The organism is Sulfurisphaera tokodaii str. 7 (genome assembly GCF_000011205.1).
GTDB lineage: Archaea > Thermoproteota > Thermoprotei_A > Sulfolobales > Sulfolobaceae > Sulfurisphaera > Sulfurisphaera tokodaii.
In genome coordinates this window covers 1,944,459-1,961,044 of sequence record NC_003106.2, presented here as the reverse complement: position 1 = coordinate 1,961,044, position 16,586 = coordinate 1,944,459, and the positions used below count along the sequence as shown (strand labels likewise).

15 protein-coding genes and 1 pseudogene are annotated in these 16,586 nt (G+C 33.8%); 11 read left to right on the top strand and 5 right to left on the bottom strand.

Annotated elements, in window-relative coordinates; all coding sequences use genetic code 11:
- The first annotated feature begins 129 nt into the window (after positions 1-129).
- The 5 genes and pseudogenes from STK_RS10835 (at position 130) to STK_RS10810 (ending at position 6,050) form a co-directional block, all read left to right on the top strand.
- Positions 130-1,539, top strand: a complete 1,410-nt coding sequence (locus STK_RS10835) for a lipopolysaccharide biosynthesis protein (protein ID WP_010980022.1) — start codon at positions 130-132, stop codon at positions 1,537-1,539.
- Between the two features lie 618 nt (positions 1,540-2,157).
- On the top strand, positions 2,158-2,307 hold the full coding sequence (locus STK_RS15405; RefSeq protein WP_198429689.1) for a hypothetical protein: 150 nt from the start codon (positions 2,158-2,160) through the stop codon (positions 2,305-2,307).
- Positions 2,308-2,567: 260 nt separating this feature from the next.
- A pseudogene (locus tag STK_RS14965) lies at positions 2,568-3,627 on the top strand (transposase).
- 324 nt (positions 3,628-3,951) lie between these two features.
- Positions 3,952-4,872: a hypothetical protein gene (locus tag STK_RS10815; protein ID WP_010980019.1), complete on the top strand. Its 921-nt coding sequence runs from the start codon at positions 3,952-3,954 to the stop codon at positions 4,870-4,872.
- A gap of 203 nt (positions 4,873-5,075) precedes the next feature.
- On the top strand, positions 5,076-6,050 hold the full coding sequence (locus STK_RS10810; RefSeq protein WP_010980018.1) for a hypothetical protein: 975 nt from the start codon (positions 5,076-5,078) through the stop codon (positions 6,048-6,050).
- 4 nt (positions 6,051-6,054) lie between these two features.
- Here the strand turns inward: STK_RS10810 and STK_RS10805 are convergent, their stop codons facing one another.
- The 5 genes from STK_RS10805 to STK_RS10785 all read right to left on the bottom strand — a co-directional run bounded on the left by STK_RS10805 (position 6,055) and on the right by STK_RS10785 (position 10,830).
- Positions 6,055-7,452 (bottom strand): argonaute/piwi family protein, encoded by a 1,398-nt coding sequence (locus STK_RS10805; RefSeq protein ID WP_010980017.1) that lies wholly within the window; start codon positions 7,450-7,452, stop codon positions 6,055-6,057.
- The gene (locus STK_RS10800) at positions 7,453-8,466 is read right to left on the bottom strand and encodes a hypothetical protein (RefSeq protein WP_010980016.1); all 1,014 of its coding nucleotides are present in this window, start codon (positions 8,464-8,466) and stop codon (positions 7,453-7,455) included.
- On the bottom strand, positions 8,450-9,331 hold the full coding sequence (locus tag STK_RS10795; RefSeq protein ID WP_010980015.1) for a helix-turn-helix domain-containing protein: 882 nt from the start codon (positions 9,329-9,331) through the stop codon (positions 8,450-8,452). Before STK_RS10795 ends, STK_RS10800 begins: the two co-directional genes overlap by 17 nt.
- Before the next feature lie 903 nt (positions 9,332-10,234).
- Entirely contained in the window at positions 10,235-10,627 is a 393-nt protein-coding gene (locus STK_RS10790; RefSeq protein ID WP_052846680.1) for a type II toxin-antitoxin system VapC family toxin, read from the bottom strand.
- A complete protein-coding gene (locus STK_RS10785; RefSeq protein WP_010980013.1) occupies positions 10,609-10,830 on the bottom strand; it encodes an antitoxin VapB family protein in 222 nt (73 codons plus the stop codon). Before STK_RS10785 ends, STK_RS10790 begins: the two co-directional genes overlap by 19 nt.
- Before the next feature lie 629 nt (positions 10,831-11,459).
- Here STK_RS10785 and STK_RS10780 point away from each other — a divergent pair.
- From STK_RS10780 to STK_RS10760, 6 genes are all read left to right on the top strand, one after another.
- Positions 11,460-12,518 carry an ISH3-like element ISSto14 family transposase gene (locus STK_RS10780; RefSeq protein ID WP_010980012.1) on the top strand — a complete coding sequence of 353 codons (1,059 nt, stop codon included), beginning with the start codon at positions 11,460-11,462 and terminating at the stop codon, positions 12,516-12,518.
- Between the two features lie 40 nt (positions 12,519-12,558).
- A complete protein-coding gene (locus STK_RS15400) occupies positions 12,559-12,696 on the top strand; it encodes a hypothetical protein (RefSeq protein WP_198429688.1) in 138 nt (45 codons plus the stop codon).
- A gap of 161 nt (positions 12,697-12,857) precedes the next feature.
- Positions 12,858-13,922, top strand: coding sequence for an AAA family ATPase (locus STK_RS10775; protein ID WP_010980011.1), 1,065 nt, complete (start codon positions 12,858-12,860; stop codon positions 13,920-13,922).
- Positions 13,923-14,426, top strand: a complete 504-nt coding sequence (locus STK_RS10770) for a hypothetical protein (RefSeq protein WP_010980010.1) — start codon at positions 13,923-13,925, stop codon at positions 14,424-14,426.
- A 243-nt stretch (positions 14,427-14,669) separates the two neighbouring features.
- Positions 14,670-15,278: an IS607 family transposase gene (locus tag STK_RS10765; protein ID WP_010980009.1), complete on the top strand. Its 609-nt coding sequence runs from the start codon at positions 14,670-14,672 to the stop codon at positions 15,276-15,278.
- Positions 15,250-16,575, top strand: coding sequence for an IS200/IS605 family accessory protein TnpB-related protein (locus tag STK_RS10760; protein WP_010980008.1), 1,326 nt, complete (start codon positions 15,250-15,252; stop codon positions 16,573-16,575). Before STK_RS10765 ends, STK_RS10760 begins: the two co-directional genes overlap by 29 nt.
- The last annotated feature ends 11 nt before the right edge of the window (positions 16,576-16,586 follow it).

Here is a 16,586-nt window from a genome sequence, read left to right as displayed (position 1 = left end):
TTATATACGTTTGGAATATTAGGAAGAGGATTTACAGCTTAATGTTACACTATGAAACATAACTGACCTTAAAAAGCTAAGGCTACTAGAGAAAAGCTTTAATATTTTACTTCTGAAGACCTAAACTGAATGAATCCAATAAAGAATGCGTTAAAGAGCCTCAGCGTGACTACTACTAATGTCATAGTTGCTTTAATATTCTTTATTATTACTGCTAAAATTTCTAACCCTGCATTCTTCGGAAAAGTTGCAATAATCCAACTCCTCGAAGTAGTTACGTCGGCCTTCTTTTACTTCATTCCTGGTGCAATAATAACAAGGGAAATATCATACCTTTACGCAAGAAAAGAAGTAAATAAGAGCATAATAGGAAAATTTCTCTCATTTCCCTTTCTGGCTATTCCATTTTTCCTCATTCTTCTCATTTTCCCAAATTACGTTAAGTTAGCAATACCTTATCTCTTCCTTTATCTCCTTAATAACGTATTAACAGCAATAATTATAGGGATGGACATGTTCACTGAATCAGCAATAACAGGAAATCTCTTTCTAATTATAAGGTGGGGAATATCAATAATCGCTGTACTTTTACATAATATCTATCTCTTCATCGAGATTTGGACTTTAGGAGGGATAATTTCAGTCTCTATGAATTATGCATTTCTGAGCAGAAAAGTCGGATTAGTCTTTCCTTCTCCAGACTTTGCCTTTCTCTTTAAGCACTTCAGGGAAGGTCTACCTCTTTATCTCTCTTCTTTATCTGGTTTCTTTTCTTCTCAAGGGGATAGAGTAACCACAGCATACTTGTTGGGTTCTTATTACCTAGGCATTTATCAATTTTCTGCGTTAGTAGCCGGAGTACCTTCGATGATTTTAGGAGCTTTAGGAAACGTTTTACTACCAACAGCGTCTTTTTACAAAGCTTTAGGAAAAGACGAGAAAAAGATGTCTTCTCTTTCCTTTAGACTTCTATCGCTCTTAACTTTTCTTGCTGTAATAATTTCTATTCCCATAGGTGAGATAGTAATTAATCGCTTCTTTCCGGCATATAAGGCTGGACTTGAAGTATTTATAATACTTTTAATTTCAACTACCATCCCGTTTTCTATTGGATCCTTAACTAATTTCATTATTGCGGCTAAGAAGGATTTGAGACCTTTTCTCATCCTCTCAGTTTTAAACGGTAGCCTAGTAGTGCTCACTTCCTATTTGTTGATTCCTAAAATAGGGATAATGGGAGGGGCTATATCTCAGATTATTGTAGCTACTATTTCTTCTCTCTTTGTTCTGTTTTATGCAATTAGAACCTCAGTTTTCATTCCGGCTAAGAAAGAACTTATCCTCCTTTCAATTACTCCTCTTATCGGTGCTTATGAAATAATTGTTGACCCAGTTTTTATGGATTTCCTAATAGTAGTTGTTATCATCTCTGTCTTCAAATTATTTAAGATAATTAGTGAGGACGAGATTAGAATCATAGAAGGCTTTTTACCGCGTGGCTTAAAGTTCGTATCCACTATTTTAAGAGCTATAAGTTAACAAACTTAGTGTGTCGAGACGAGGTTCTTTAATCATACAATAGTAAAAACATGGGGATCTAAATGCTCTACATACGCTGAGTGATATTTTACGTCAAATCCACGCTTTTAATTAGCTAAATACAAAATTAGCGTTCTGTTTTAGTATAACCATTATGGTAGTTATCTGTAATAATAAATCGTAATGAAGTCGTAAATAGATAAAGTTTTGCTACAGATTCTTTTCATGATTAGTAGTTTAAGGAAATTCCCTTACCATAAAAAAGTTATAGTATTTTTCATGAACTAACAAATACTTTGAATTTACTTCCTTATTTTTATTGTTCATTAAAAAGAAATCTTCAGTTAGTATTATGTCTATTACGTGTCCTTTGCTAATTATAATTTTCTCTATTATATTAGTATAATTCAATGCACAAATAATACAGATTTATAATAACATAACTTACTAAAAAAGCATTAGTTAATATCATCAAAAATTAACTTTGTCTTAACTAATTAACAAATATATCAAAAAATCGAAACTTTAAAAACGCAAAAAGTTTTTATTTTTTCACTCACTCTCATTCTTATGGTTATGAAAACGATTCTTACCAATAAGAAAAGCTAGGTGATGACTATGGATATATGGGTTATTATAGTGACTATAATAATATTTATTGAATTGATAATTTTTATAATTTATCTATATATAAATAACGACATGCAGATAATAAGGATGTTAGGTAAGGTATTATCCATTGTGGGCTCTATCGCAGAGTCTTTATAACGTTACAACAACTACCTTTTTACGCAGTAGTTTACCTTAAAACTGAGCTTATTCACGGGCAATATTGGAAATGGACTTTAGATTTATGCTTAAACGACCAGACTTTAGATAGTCTTGTATACATAAATATTTCAATAGAAACAGCAAAGCGGTTATGCAAAAGTTATTAATGTTTTTTATCACTTAGCATTTATAGGAAAATCCTTGCAGTTTAAGGGAACCTTAAAAACTTTTTAAAAATTAGCCAAACAAAATATCGGATGAATACAAACTCATTACTCCAAGAGTATTACAAGACACTTCAAGAAGCATTACAACAAATCTTCACAGCCTTGACTAGCGTGAGAAAAGACACACTAACAAGACTAGTACTAGGAGGAGTTATGGGTGGGACAGCAACAGAAATAGCACAAGCAGTAGACATGGACTACGAGACAGTATTAAAAAACCTTGACAAATTGGCAAACATAAACTTGATCAAAATAGTAAAAGAAATAGTAAAAGACCACCCAGTACAACTAATAATAGACGACACACACAACCACAAAGAATACGCAAGAGCAATACCAGTATCAAGAAACGGAACACAAGCCTTTTACTGCAGAGAACACAAAGATACGAACCAGCAATACAACTCTTAATAATAGCAATAAAAGACCTGAGGACAAACGAAACCTACGTGGTAACAATAATACCATACATACCACAAAAAGTTGCCGAAATACTCAAGGAGAAAAAGCAGAATACAAAACAAAAATCCAACTATACCTAGAAACACTACCAACAATCCTAAACGAGTACAACGTTACCACCATCTCATTCGACTCATGGTACGTAAACTCAAAAACCCTACTACCTAACACTATCGGGGAACTCAAGGCAAACTCACGTGTTGTCGAGGGTGGCAGACACGTGCCAGTTGCCGAGTTCCCCGAAGGGGAATACCTAGTAGAATACCTAGGTACCCCCATAAAACTACTCGTAATAGACAATTATAAAGGTATGGGAAAAAGATACTTCTTCTCGACCAACACAAATGACACACCAGAAGACATAATAACAACATGGGAAAACCGTTGGGATATTGAAATAGTAATTAGGGAGCTAAAGGCGCTAGGCTTAGAGAAGAGCTCTTTCCTCACATGGGTTAGGAACAAGGGTTTCATAACCTTGAAAGCCCTCTCCTTGTTCCTGGTCCTCTCATTCAAGTACTTCCTTGGTTTGAAGTTGGGAGCCAAGAGGATATCAAGGTTGATAAAAAGTATTTATCAATCTTTGGGTGGGATTAAGAAACTGTTCAAGAGAAGGAAAAATACGTAAAATGCTAATCACTCTCACTCTTAATGCCGATTTGTGTGTTCTTACTATATAACATTTTACGGAAAATTTAAGGAATAGATGGTTTTCAACAATACCAAGCTTTAAATTATAAGTCTTCTATTTTAAAACACTTATATATTACAATAATCTTAGAATTAGTAATAAATATTTGTAGAATGTTAATTAAAATATAGAATATAACGATTTTCCTACAAATGCTACCCCGAATAAGGTTACCGAAAAATCTTCATTCAGATACATTAGAGCATAAATGAATTTAAAAAGTTTTTATTTTTAGAGATAATATAAGAAGGTGTCTTAGTAATGATTCAAAAAATTTATTACATAATACCTGGCATCATAGCAATTATTATAATTGCTCTAGTAGTATATGGCTTTATTTTATATTTTTCTTCGGCTAGTATCTATAGTAATACTGAAAAATTAATATTTAGCTATATATTTTCCCCATTAAATAAAACACTAAAAAATCTTAATAGTGCAGAAACATTTACGGCTAACTATACTGTGTTTAACATAATATATTATAATGCTAGTGAAGAAGAACTAGATAATACTATATATAATGTAAGTATGTTAGTAGGAGATCTTGAATATATTCTTTTAGATTTATTAGCAATTATTGGACTTTACGCTATTTATATATTTTTATTCTTTAGATCTTTCAACAACAATATAAAAAGAGAAATAATCAGAGGAATTTACGGTATTATTATACCTTGTATATTATATATTCCTATTTTATTCATAACTATTACTAATGCAATTCTATTTCTGGTAAGTATTATAGGCCCCTTACTTCTAACTTTACTTAACGGTCTGGCTCACTTTTTACCTTTAGACTACGCTTCATCAATAGTTGATGCTCTAATTTTTGGTTTAGATATTTCTCTTGTTGTTATTTGGATTTTAATTGAACGTATTTCTGATAATGAGCTAGCTAGGATTAAAGACCCGTCTGACAAGATTGAGCTTAAATTCTTTAAAATGAGCAAGATATTGGAGTTTATAAACAATTTGTTAGTAACAATAGTTAAAGTATCAATTGTTATACTATTAGCATTTTCCGTAAGTATATCCATTTTAGCATATTATAATATAGCATTCCTAGTAGAGGATATACTATTTATAGCTAAAATTATGGAATTTCTTATATGTATTGCATCATTAAGTTTAATTTTAGATATAATTATATATATTAATAGTAAGGCAATAGGTTCTTAGAGAAACTATAGTACCTATTTATAATTCTAGTATAACTAATTTTTGTCCTAAACTTATACATTTTATATCTTTTTTATTCTTACTTCTAAACTTTATTTACTCAAACTGCACATTTGCGAAAACTCTAATTTCATGTCTATTGGTCTAATAAATATATAACAGTTTGATATAACATAAAATTAATAACTGGGTGTTTTAAAATTATGGCCGAAAACTACTTCACCGATACCTTACGTGATTTGCTCGACTCTTTAATTCTTCAGCTCTCTTTAGATGACTCTAAAAAACTGTCCGATCATCCCATCTACCTCTATTTGTATGATCTAGTATATGGCACCGGATCCTCCACTAAAGTTGTTGGTTTATCCTCTCCATATTACCCTTACTTGATAGTCGCCTATCATTTACTCTTTGTAAAGAAACAAAAGGATAAAGCTGTACAACTATTTAACAAAATTCATGATGAATTCACTGGGACTAATGGGATTAAATTTAGCTATGATGAGAAGAAGATGTATGAAGTACTTAATGAAGTCTTTAAACGTATAATTTCAATAAATTATTCAAAAGAAGTCTGCGATGAAATGAGAAAAATGATCGATAACATAGACATAGATGAGTTTAGCTATGCTTACTTCTTTAAGAGTCTAATACTAATTCAACTTGGCTCTGGGAACATCGATAACGCTCAAAAGGAATTTGAACATTATAAAAATTTTCTGATGTTACCTGTTAACGATGAGATTGCTGAGCATTTTGATATAATTTCTAAAGATCCAGCAATTTCGAGAATTGTAGATTATTTAGATAAGGAATTTAAAAGAGTAAAATCAGATTATGAAAAATTAAATAATGAAATTGATAAGTTAAGAAAGGAGATAAATGATTTAAAAGATAAACATAGTAAAATAGATAAATATACTCTTTCATTAAATAATATTACTAACAACTTAATTCCATTACTAACGACGCTTTCAAGTGTAATCTCCTCCAGTGTACTATTTGTTATCTATCGTTCATTAATAAGTATAATTACTATTATACCTTTAATTATTATAATAGGGTTATCCGCATATGATAAGTACCTAGCAAAACAAACAAAGAAAAAAGAAAACGAGATGTATGAAAAAGAGGAGAAAATATGTAAATGTTATTTTGATAATACAAACTGTAAATAGATATCTATATAAACCACATTACTTTTTTGATATGTTCTGGTAACTCTATTTTCTCGTTTAAGTATGATAATCTCAACGTTAAATATGCTATACTCCTAGAATACTTGATTGTTATAGGCTCACTCAATACTGGATTAGATAAATTAGAATAACTTACCCTAGACATAATGAACACACTTTTGACTAGATCATCGTCATCAAGAGATTCGCCACTACTGAGTTCCTTATGGATAGAAATAAGTAAAGTAGAAGGAAATCCACCAGTAGGTAAATTTATTTTCCTGTCTGTTATAGCTCCTCCCATATTCATAAGGTAGAGATTATCTTTGAGTTTAAGAACTATTCCTATTCTAGGATGGTAAGTCAGGCTACCTTGTTTATCTGTAGTCTTGCTGTCAGTATCTATAAGGAATATATTAGACTTACTGACCTTTGCTACATAAACCTCAATATTTCTTTTTTTACTTAAAGCTATTTGAATTGCGTTTCTAATAAGTTGGTCATCATCCTTACTAAGACTTTTACCACTATAATGGACTACAAGGATATTATAATTCGAGCTCTTATTAGTGTTACTTAAGTTAACAATTCTATTTATAGCATTATATATTATCCTACCATAAGATTCAGTCTTATTATCCTCTAGAATATTAGAGTCCATATAACTAAGACTACCATTGTCATTAAATATTGTTACAAATCCTACTCTCTTCAACTTATTCCTAGGATCACTAGTAAGCCCTAAACCGATAAAGTGTACGTTAAATTCACTTCCTATGTTAATACAGCTCTGTTTAAGAGCATACGGTATACCACCCATCTTGGTGAACATCTGAACTGCTATTGGCAATAATGACCAGCTATAGTTTGTATTCTTATTTTCATCACGTTGTTTAAGCAAATCCACAGTAACTATTTGTGTCGGAGTAGCCCTTTCTTCTAATCCACTATCTAAGAAGCTCGCTTTAACCCTATAGTAGATACTATCTATCTGGCTTTTTGCTAATTTAGGAGTAATAACTAGGGGAAAAGTCCTTGGTTCATATTCGTCCTCATACACTTTCATAATTTTTTCTTCATCATATCTATCAGAGTCGTATTCAACTACTTGGAAATCTAGTTTAGTCCCAAAAATCTCATTAAAAGGCTTAAATATCAGATTGTTAGGGAGGCCTTTCTCTAGGTCATTTTTAAGGTTATCGCATAGTCTTTTATCTTTCCTATTGCAAATTATCAACACTTTCTTATAATGGTCTACATTAATATTAGGATCTGTAGGAGAAGCTTTAGAATATGGACCGAACCTAATTATATAGTATCTGGAGTCCACTAAGTTAGTACCAGAAGATCCCATACGGTAGTAGACTTTACAATTTTCATATAAATTATATAATATTTCCATTTAGATCACCACAGCTAACTTGTTATCCAGGTTATATTTTATTCCATTTAATACTAGGTATTGATCAATTAACTTTACTAATGTATTTAAGTCATTTGTAATAATATCATAAAATACTTTTGGATTAACTTTTGAGCTCAATTCATATTTATGTTCATCAAAGTTTGCGCATATTTTTTGTAAGAGTGACCTTGACGACTTATAGACAGGATTTATGGTAATTAATGCATCGCTATCCATATCTAATTCCCTCTCTTTCCCATAACATTCTAGCTTAATTTTATTAGATTTTATATCAACTGATTTTACACTACAGACTTCAGTATATGATCTATTATGTTTAACATTAACAATTGTACCTATAACATAGTTAATATTATTTCCAATTAGAGAAATAATATGTTTTAGTACGAGGTTCTGTCTAACCCCATAAGAAAAATTTATGACAAGATAAATAGCGTCTTTATTCCCTTCTTTCACGTGCTGGAATTTAAAGAAATATCGTTTAACTACATTAAATAATTTTGAACATTCTGAATCTTTCTCTCCACATAACTCTGGGTTAATATCACAAAATTTATCGAATAGATAGTCAGATAAATTTAAATTCAATGCGTCTCTGTGGTCTAATTCTATGCAGAAATCCTCGCCAAAAGACTCTTTCTTACAATTAAATCTAGTTAAGTCCTTTTGTGCACTCTTTTTAAATGCGTTTCTCAATAAATTCGTTGCTACGTATGAAGAAGAACCTATCTTTACCTTTTCCATATTAATACTTAAAGTCTCATCTAAGCTTGAAGGCAGCTCATTGTTATCAATAGTTGTTACGTATAATCCCTGTTTATAATTCTCATATTGAAAAGGTAACCATGAGACTACTAGGTCTTCTTGCATTTTTATAGAATTAATAAGTTGACTCTGGTTTTTCCCTCGTATTTCCTCTTGAGGTATATAATATGCAGTAATCTGGTCACTGTTTGGCTTTAATAATACCATATTAACATAAATTGGCACAATCTAACCCTCCTTTAATTAATTTCTCTAGATTAGATATCCTCTCGTCTATCGTTAATGCAGGAAACCCTAAAAGAGAGGTATGGCTTATGTTATTGTAATCCTGCCTATAAAGTTCAAGGAATTTAATAAAGTCCTTTGTCTTTTCAGTACCAACTAACTTAGCAGCATAGCTATCCGCTTCTAGTTCTTGTTGCTTTATTGTTTGAGCGTTAGCGGTAGCATCTGCGTATAAAACAGAAGCTTCTAAAATAGCGCCAATAAAAAACCTGGCTATTTTCTTAATGATTCTAGAGTCTCTAAAACTACTCATTGTTAACTGCCGTGCTTCTTCATGTAATACTCCAGTGAAGATCGATAGCACGTATTTAGTAATAGAATGTCCTCTTATTATGTGAGCTACTTCATGTGCTATTATAAACTCTTTAACGCTTTCGGGCAATGAAAAGAAACCTTCAGATACGTAGATATTACCTAAAATTGAGATCCCCTCAGAGCACGCAATTCCACATTTCTCATATGTAGAAGGTAAAACCGAAATATGGATAATGGTATTATTTAATAACTTTCTAGCAAACTCTTTAGCAAGCTCAGTATATTTTTTATAGTCCTTTTTTCGTTGCTCCGAGCTATTCATAAATTCATTTATAATCATAGCAGTTATGTCTTTGTCATTATCTTCTTCTTCCATAACTTTTTCAATTTCTTCTAATGGTATTCTTATTCTACCACTGTTTAGTTTAACCGCCTTTATTTTCCCTTCATTTATCCACCTCAATAAAGTCCTATATGAAATATTCAGCATGTCACAAGCCTCTTTCGGTGTAAGCAATTCTTTATCCCTACTACTAAGACTACTTACCATAATATTATATCTGAATAGGCTGGATATAAACTTTACTTTATGTCAATGAATGTCAATAATGAATGTCAATAAACATTATGAATTTTTACTATTATTAACTTATTTTTTATTTTATAAAAGATTTAAAAGCTGAGGATAGCCTTAACTTTTTTAAACCACCTCGAGAGAGCGTCTAATTCGTAATTAACGTAATTTACTTTATTAACAAAATTTTCATATGAAAAATAAGTATCACAGACTCAACTGGTATAGTAATACTTAATTGAGGTTACACCTAGATTATACTTTGTGTTAAACTCTATGTTATAAAACATACTAGAGAAGCTTTCTTAGCCTTTATTATCAAAAATTACGGAATTATTTGTAACTACATTTAATAAATTGATTTTATATTATCATACTTGTCGTAATTAAGTGAGTTTAATTCTAGGTAAACGTGTTTTATAACTTTTTACTTTATTTAGTTATTCACATTAATTACACATTGGACGCTCGCTCGTGAAAGTAAGAGAAGTTAATATAAGGTTGGGAAGGGATAGGAGTGATTTCTATAACACATGCGAGGCTTGTGTGACCCTTAGAATAGTTGATATAAATGAGCTTTCTTTATAAAAAGATAAATATCAAATTAACATATTAATTTACGTCTACATTTATAGAAATAACTCAATAACACACTATGAATTTTCTGGGACAAAATGATTTTTAATTCTTTTACAGAACCAGAAAATAGATGATAATAAAGCTTTATAAGATAACGAAGGTAATTAGTTTAATCTGAAGTAATCTGACATATAATTCCTCTTATAGACTCATCTTCTTCCAATAATTATCGGCTATTTTAGCCAAGTTAGCTTACTCTTTTTATAGTAAGTACGCAGATAGTTTGTTATATTACTTTTCTTACTTCCAGTTCTCAACTTTAACCCCTTGAATTCTTTCAAAGTGTTTAACATTTCCGGTAACTATAGTACAATTATTATTTAATGCAATAGAACTTATTAACACGTCTTTTAAACCTATTACCTCTCCTCGATTTTCAAGGTCTACTTCTATTTCAGCAGCCTTCTTAGCCTCAGATACTGTAAATGGGAGTATTTCTACTGATTGTAAAAATTCATCAAGTTTCTCAACATCCTTATTATATTTTAAAGCCCCATAATACAGTTCAAATACGTTAATTACTGTAGTTACTATCCTACTACTCCCTCTTACGGATTCAATGTACTTCACTGCCTTTTCCTTACCCCTTAGAAAATCAATAAGTATATCGCTATCTAAGCATTTACATTCCATCTTTCCCACATCTTCTTTAAATCTTCGAACAGTTTGTTAACCTCTTCATCATTCATATCTCCCCAAATACCAGCATAATCCATAATATTTTTTCTACTACTCTTCACCAACCTTATAATAACGTCGGAAAAGCTCTCTCCTTCCCTCTTCTCACTTAATAATAACCTATACGCCTCTTCAGAAATCGTGATAGTCTTTGCCATGTTTAAACTTATGTTTAAACACAATTTTAAACCTAATGCGAGTAATCCAAATTTGGAATAAAGAATAAGTAGAGATATTATTTAATGAGGAAGTGTTCTCAAAGAAATTCGATAAGAGTCGTAAGAATTTTATGGTGTTCATGTGAGCCATTGAGAAGTGTTAATATGGAGATTTTGAAGTGAACCAGTGCATGATGTAAGATGCAGTTAATTAAAGCTCGTCTAATTACAAAGTTTTTAAAACGTTATATGGTAAAAAGGTTGAAGATATAGAACTTTAAAGGTTATCATGGCGCTGAATTTGAAATAGAGTGATGCGAGTTTAAAAACGGATAATTAATAAGGTGTAATGTCCCAGTCGACGCTGTAATGGCTTCATCTCCTTGTAGTAGATTATTTGACAAGATTTTTACTGTATAGAATTTTTAGATGCTATAATTCGTAGTTTACAAAAGTTTGAAAGTCTCATCCTTCACGGTAGACCCAAAATCTAATTAGTAAAAATAATTACCATAGGATAATATTAAACTCACATAAGATAACTGAATTTATAACGATATGAAGAATTCAATAAATTGGAGAAAGGTTTATGGTGAGGGAGGAGGAGTATTACCACGTGATAGGACAAGATGGTAATACCAAACCTCCCTCACCAAAATAACGTCCAACGGATAGGATATAAATTACTTTCCATGTTAGACTTCAAAGGGAAAAAAGCAGAGGACGTAGGGAAGACACTAATCTCCGCGTGCTTATGGAACAGTTCCATAGAAAACAAGTCAAGTGCATACAACGTGTCGCCACAGACCGTGAGGAACTACGTAGAAGAGCAAGGAATAGAAGTAGTCGAGAAACTCTTGGAACAAATGAGGAAAATATCCTTGGAAACACTAAAGGGAGTAAAGGAAATAGACATATCAATAGACTGGACCACCAAAACTTGGTACGGGAAACAAGTTAAAGGACTGGGGACTTCGGAAAAGGGAAACTCGTGGAACCACGCGACAGCGACGACCAAATATGGAGGGAAAATACTCCTACTGGCTTTCATCACACAAGTGAACGGCATGACAAAGGAAGATATCGTGAAGGCCCTCGTGGAACAAGTCGTCGCAATGGGGTTAAAGATAAGGTTGATAACTCTTGATGCGGGTTTCTATACAGTTGGTGTGCTTAACTTCATTTCGCAGTTTAAGTACATAATCGGTGTCCCCGTTGGGGACGTGAAGGTTTATGAGGAGTTTGACGGGGAGTACACGACTAACAGTAAGAGGAAGAGGAGGGAGGAGCAAGTTAAGTTTAGGCTCCTCGTGTATAGCAAGGAGAAGGTTAGGAGGAAGAGGAGGGAGGTCGTTTATTTCGCTAGGGCTACTAACCTTGACCTAAAAAAGGGGGACGTGTTGAAGTTGTATAATAAGGTAAGGGGCCCCATAGAGACTTCTTATCGTGACATTAAGGCGTTCCTTCCCTTCACTAGTTCCACTAAGTTCGTCTTTCGCACGCTGATCTTCGTGCTGGCCATGGCCTTTTACTCCTTCTACACTATATTTAAGAGTGTGATGGGTAGGGAAGAGTTCAGACGACTACTGATCCTCTTGTTCCCTGAAGATTTACTAAATTTGGAAAATTCCCTATTTAATCTGGTGGAAACACTTATTAATACTATAGATTTATTTTTAAGGAGGTGATTTTGGGTCTACCGTTCAGGGCGGGGATATATATTTAAATATGGGTTTTTCTAGTGAATATTTAATAGCTAGGAGGGGAAAGAACCCAATCAGAGCAACAGTCTCTATGAAGATTGGTTTATCAGACTCCCTCCTAGCCCAAAGGGTACTACTAATTCTGAGGAGCACGAGAGGTTAATGAGGGAGAGAGGTTTTGATAGGCATATGGCTTCAGCTTATCTAATAGCGTTAAAAGGATTTGAAAAATTGAATGAATATAATTCATGACTTATCTGAAACTGTTAGCAACGGCAGTTTTGATCGAAAGAGTTATTTTTTAGGGTTTTGTTATTTTTTAAAATGATACAATGGATAAGGGTTAAGAACTTTAAGAGCTTTGACGACCTCAGGATAGACCTTCATAAGGTTAATGTACTTGTTGGGCCTAATGGAGCGGGGAAGAGCAATTTTGTTGATGTATTCTTGTTTTTAAGGGAGTTTATTAGACCTTCATCACTTCCTCCTTACCCCTTTCTTTACTGGGGAGGGTATAAGAACTTAGTTTATATGAACGATGAGAGTTTAAACGTTGAAATTGAAGTACAAGGGGATAATTACCACTACCGCACAGTAATTAACGGGAAGGACGGGTTAAGAGTGCTGGAAGAGGAGTTAGAACATCAAGGTGTAAAAATATCTAGGAGGTATAATGAGGTCTACGTCGATGATAAAAAGTACGAAATTGACCCTTCACTGAGCATATTCCATACTGTTCAAAGAATAGGTCCCATGACTCTATCTAGTTTCCCTATCCCTCCTCAACTACTCGACCTTTTAACAAAGCTCGGCAGTGACTTTGTAGTATTACGTATAAACCCCTATACTGCGTTAAGCCCGGTACCGTTTAATTCCCCTTACGGGATTAGAATAGACGGTTTTGGGTTACCCAGGTTGTTGAACGATTTACCTAAACCAATTCAGGAATTCTTAACAGAACTAAACATGGCTATTAAAGTAGATGTTAGCCCAGAGGGGAACTTTGTGATGTATATTTTAGAGAGGGTCGGAAACAGGGAGGTATTTTTACACTCATCTGCTATTCCTTCTGGAGTTGTTAAGATGATAGCCATAATGACCGTAATATACAAGCTTAAGCCTTCATTATTAGTAATTGATGAGGTAGAGAACTCGTTACACCTTAACTTTTTAGAAAGGCTTACAGATGTTTTCGAATATTCGGAACCCCAGATAATTGTCACTACCCACTCGCCTATGGTTATAGATTTGGTAAAGGTAGAAGATGTAATAATGGTTGAGAAAGAGGGTGGTAGGAGTATAATGAAGAGAATTAGTAATGTTAAGGAGCTTAAAAAGGAGTTAAGTGAGAAAGGGTTATTATTAAGTGAGTACTTATTCTATTCCTAGATGGGGGATAGAATAACAGTAGCGCTTTTAACAGAAGATACATACGCACCCGCATTTATTGAAGGAGTAATTAAGAGGTTGATAGAGCTAAAGGTCGTTAATAGCGAAATTTACATCTGTAAGGGGAAGGATACATATAGAAAAATCCAGCTTTGCACAGATAAAATGAGGAGAATAATAAAGAACATTATTGATAAATGTGATAAAATCCTTATATTTCAAGATGCTGACGGGAGAAACAGAGAAGAAGTTTATGAAGAAGTCAGATCCCATCTCAAGGAATTAAATAGCAATGTTGGTAAGAAAATTTTTATAATAATATTTGATGAAGAGATAGAAGAATGGATTCTCCATAATGTTCATAAACCTTCTGATGTGCTGAAAAGAACTAGGAGTTATGAAAAATACCAGCTTCCTAATTATTTAAATGAAGTTAGTTCTGAGAGGATTCAAAACCTCAGAAGTTTTAAGGACTTTTTATGCGCATTACAAGAACTTACTTAGGCCCACGTGGAGACCTCGGCTAACACTATACTTGAAAACCGAGAGATTTACTACTGAACGTCCCAAAATAAAACCCTTCATCCTCATCACTAATTGAAGATTTCTTGCCAGAAAGCAATAAAAATAGATAATGTAGTTTACAGTATTTGCTATTCTGTGAGCAAATATTTTTATGAAGAGAATTTCCTTAGACTGTAGCATTTTTAAGTAACTTTTAAATACTTTTAATCGCTTCTAATTATTGTGGAGAGATACCTAACTCCCAGTGAGGTTGCCGAAATATTCGGGATGAGCAGGAGTGGCGTGATAAAGTGGATTAGGGAAGGGAAAATAAAGGCCATCGAAATTAACGGCAGGTGGAGGATACCTTACAGCGAAGTAGAGAGGTTATTAAGCGGTGGCGGTAGGCTTAAACAGATCGCAATTTACGCTAGGGTTTCGTCTAATACACAAAAGGACAACCTGGAAAGGCAATTAAACGCGTTGAGGGAATGGGTTAAGAAGAATTACGGCGATGTGAGCGTTGTGGAGATCAAGGACGTAGGGTCTGGACTGAAGGAGGACAGGAGGGGTTTAAAGAAGCTGATTGAGTTGGCTAGGAGGAAGCAAATAGACGCCGTCGTCATAGCTTACAAGGACAGGCTGACGCGTTTCGGTTTCAACTACTTAGTAGAGCTCTTCAAGGCTTATGGGGTTGACGTAGTCGTTGCTTTTCAAGAGGAACCAAAGGACTACATGCAAGAGCTGGTGGAGGACTTCGTGGAAATAGTCAAGTCATTCGCCTCCAGGATCTACGGTCATAAGTACGAGAAGGTGGTTAAATGTGTTGAAGACGTTGAAAAGGACTGTTAAGCTAGAGAGCGACCCTCTTAACTACTGGAAGTATCATGTGTTAAAGGAGGTTGAGGAGTATCAGAAAGTGATCGTTAATGAAATGATTAACATCATACTCTCCGAGGACTTGCCCACTACAAGGAAGAAGTTACACGAGAGGTTTTACAATTATTATAAGAAGAAATATCCCTTCTTGCCATCTAGGGTTATCGAAGGTGCTTATATCATTGCTGGTAGGATAATCAAGAGTTTCAGAAAGAGGAAAAAGAGGGGACTAACGAGGAAGGATAAGCCAGAGTACAGAAGGGTTATGATCTCTATTCCAAACACGATTAATTGGAGGTTTAACAAGATATCCGTCAGCATCTTAACTCATAAGGGTTGGATTGATATTCCCCTCAAGGTAACTAAACAATTTATTCATTACGTGAGTAAAGGCTGGAGGGTTTCACAAGAGCTTAAGCTAAGGCTAGTAGGTAGGAAAGTACTAGTTTGGTTAACTTTTGAGAAGGAGGTTGAGGTGGAGACGAAAGAAGGTAATTACGTTTCTATTGACGTTAATGAGAATAACGCCACCTTAGCAGTTTTTGAGGATTTCAAGCTCAAGGAGATAAGGCGTTATGAGACTGGATTAGGGAGGATTGTCGTTAATTACTCCATAAGAAGGAAAGAAATTACTAAAGGATATTCAACTAAGGACGAGCTAATTAAGAAAAAGCTGAGGAGATTAAGGGAAAGGGAGAGGAAACTTGACGTGCTGAGGAAGACTGTTAAGAGAATTGTAGAGTTAGCTAGGGACTTGAATGCAAGAGTTATTGTTGGCAAGTTTTCTTCAAGGGCTAAGAAGAGGATGGAGGGTGATAAAAGTAGTAAGCTTAGGCATAGGATTCACCAGTGGAGCGTAGTCAAGTTTACTGAGATGTTAAAAACTCAGCCGATAGAAGTTACGGAGGTTTCTGAATCTTACACTTCCTCTCTCAACCCGTTCACTGGAGAGAAGTTAAAGAAAAGTAAGCAGCTCATTGAGAGGGTTGTCAAGGTTTTTAACCCCTACTTGATGACGGGCACTGCTCACGAGGGTAGGGTGATTAAAGTTTTCAAGGTGAATGCTAGGTACTTGGAAAGCGGTGAAGTATTGTTAGAAAGGGATTCTATTGCACCTCTTAATCTCATGAAAAAGGTGGATGGGAGGGTAGTGGTGTTTCCCTCGACCAGCCCCAATGATTTAAGGGTGACTGTGTATGATCCCTTAAGAGGGGTGCCCGTGGCGGAATTAGAAGTGATTAAAAGTAAGGGGAAGTTACGCCACGGGTAAACACTACTAAT

Excerpts from the sequence above, each read along its gene's own strand:
- STK_RS15405 (WP_198429689.1), top strand. The coding sequence starts at position 2,158 with ATGGATATATGGGTTATTATAGTGACTATAATAATATTTATTGAATTG.
- STK_RS10770 (WP_010980010.1), top strand. The coding sequence starts at position 13,923 with ATGGGGGATAGAATAACAGTAGCGCTTTTAACAGAAGATACATACGCA.
- STK_RS10790 (WP_052846680.1), bottom strand. The coding sequence starts at position 10,627 with ATGGAATGTAAATGCTTAGATAGCGATATACTTATTGATTTTCTAAGG.
- STK_RS10835 (WP_010980022.1), top strand. The coding sequence starts at position 130 with ATGAATCCAATAAAGAATGCGTTAAAGAGCCTCAGCGTGACTACTACT.
- STK_RS10795 (WP_010980015.1), bottom strand. The coding sequence starts at position 9,331 with ATGGTAAGTAGTCTTAGTAGTAGGGATAAAGAATTGCTTACACCGAAA.
- STK_RS15400 (WP_198429688.1), top strand. The coding sequence starts at position 12,559 with ATGGGTTTTTCTAGTGAATATTTAATAGCTAGGAGGGGAAAGAACCCA.
- STK_RS10785 (WP_010980013.1), bottom strand. The coding sequence starts at position 10,830 with ATGGCAAAGACTATCACGATTTCTGAAGAGGCGTATAGGTTATTATTA.
- STK_RS10775 (WP_010980011.1), top strand. The coding sequence starts at position 12,858 with ATGATACAATGGATAAGGGTTAAGAACTTTAAGAGCTTTGACGACCTC.
- STK_RS10780 (WP_010980012.1), top strand. The coding sequence starts at position 11,460 with ATGGTAATACCAAACCTCCCTCACCAAAATAACGTCCAACGGATAGGA.
- STK_RS10805 (WP_010980017.1), bottom strand. The coding sequence starts at position 7,452 with ATGGAAATATTATATAATTTATATGAAAATTGTAAAGTCTACTACCGT.
- STK_RS10815 (WP_010980019.1), top strand. The coding sequence starts at position 3,952 with ATGATTCAAAAAATTTATTACATAATACCTGGCATCATAGCAATTATT.
- STK_RS10810 (WP_010980018.1), top strand. The coding sequence starts at position 5,076 with ATGGCCGAAAACTACTTCACCGATACCTTACGTGATTTGCTCGACTCT.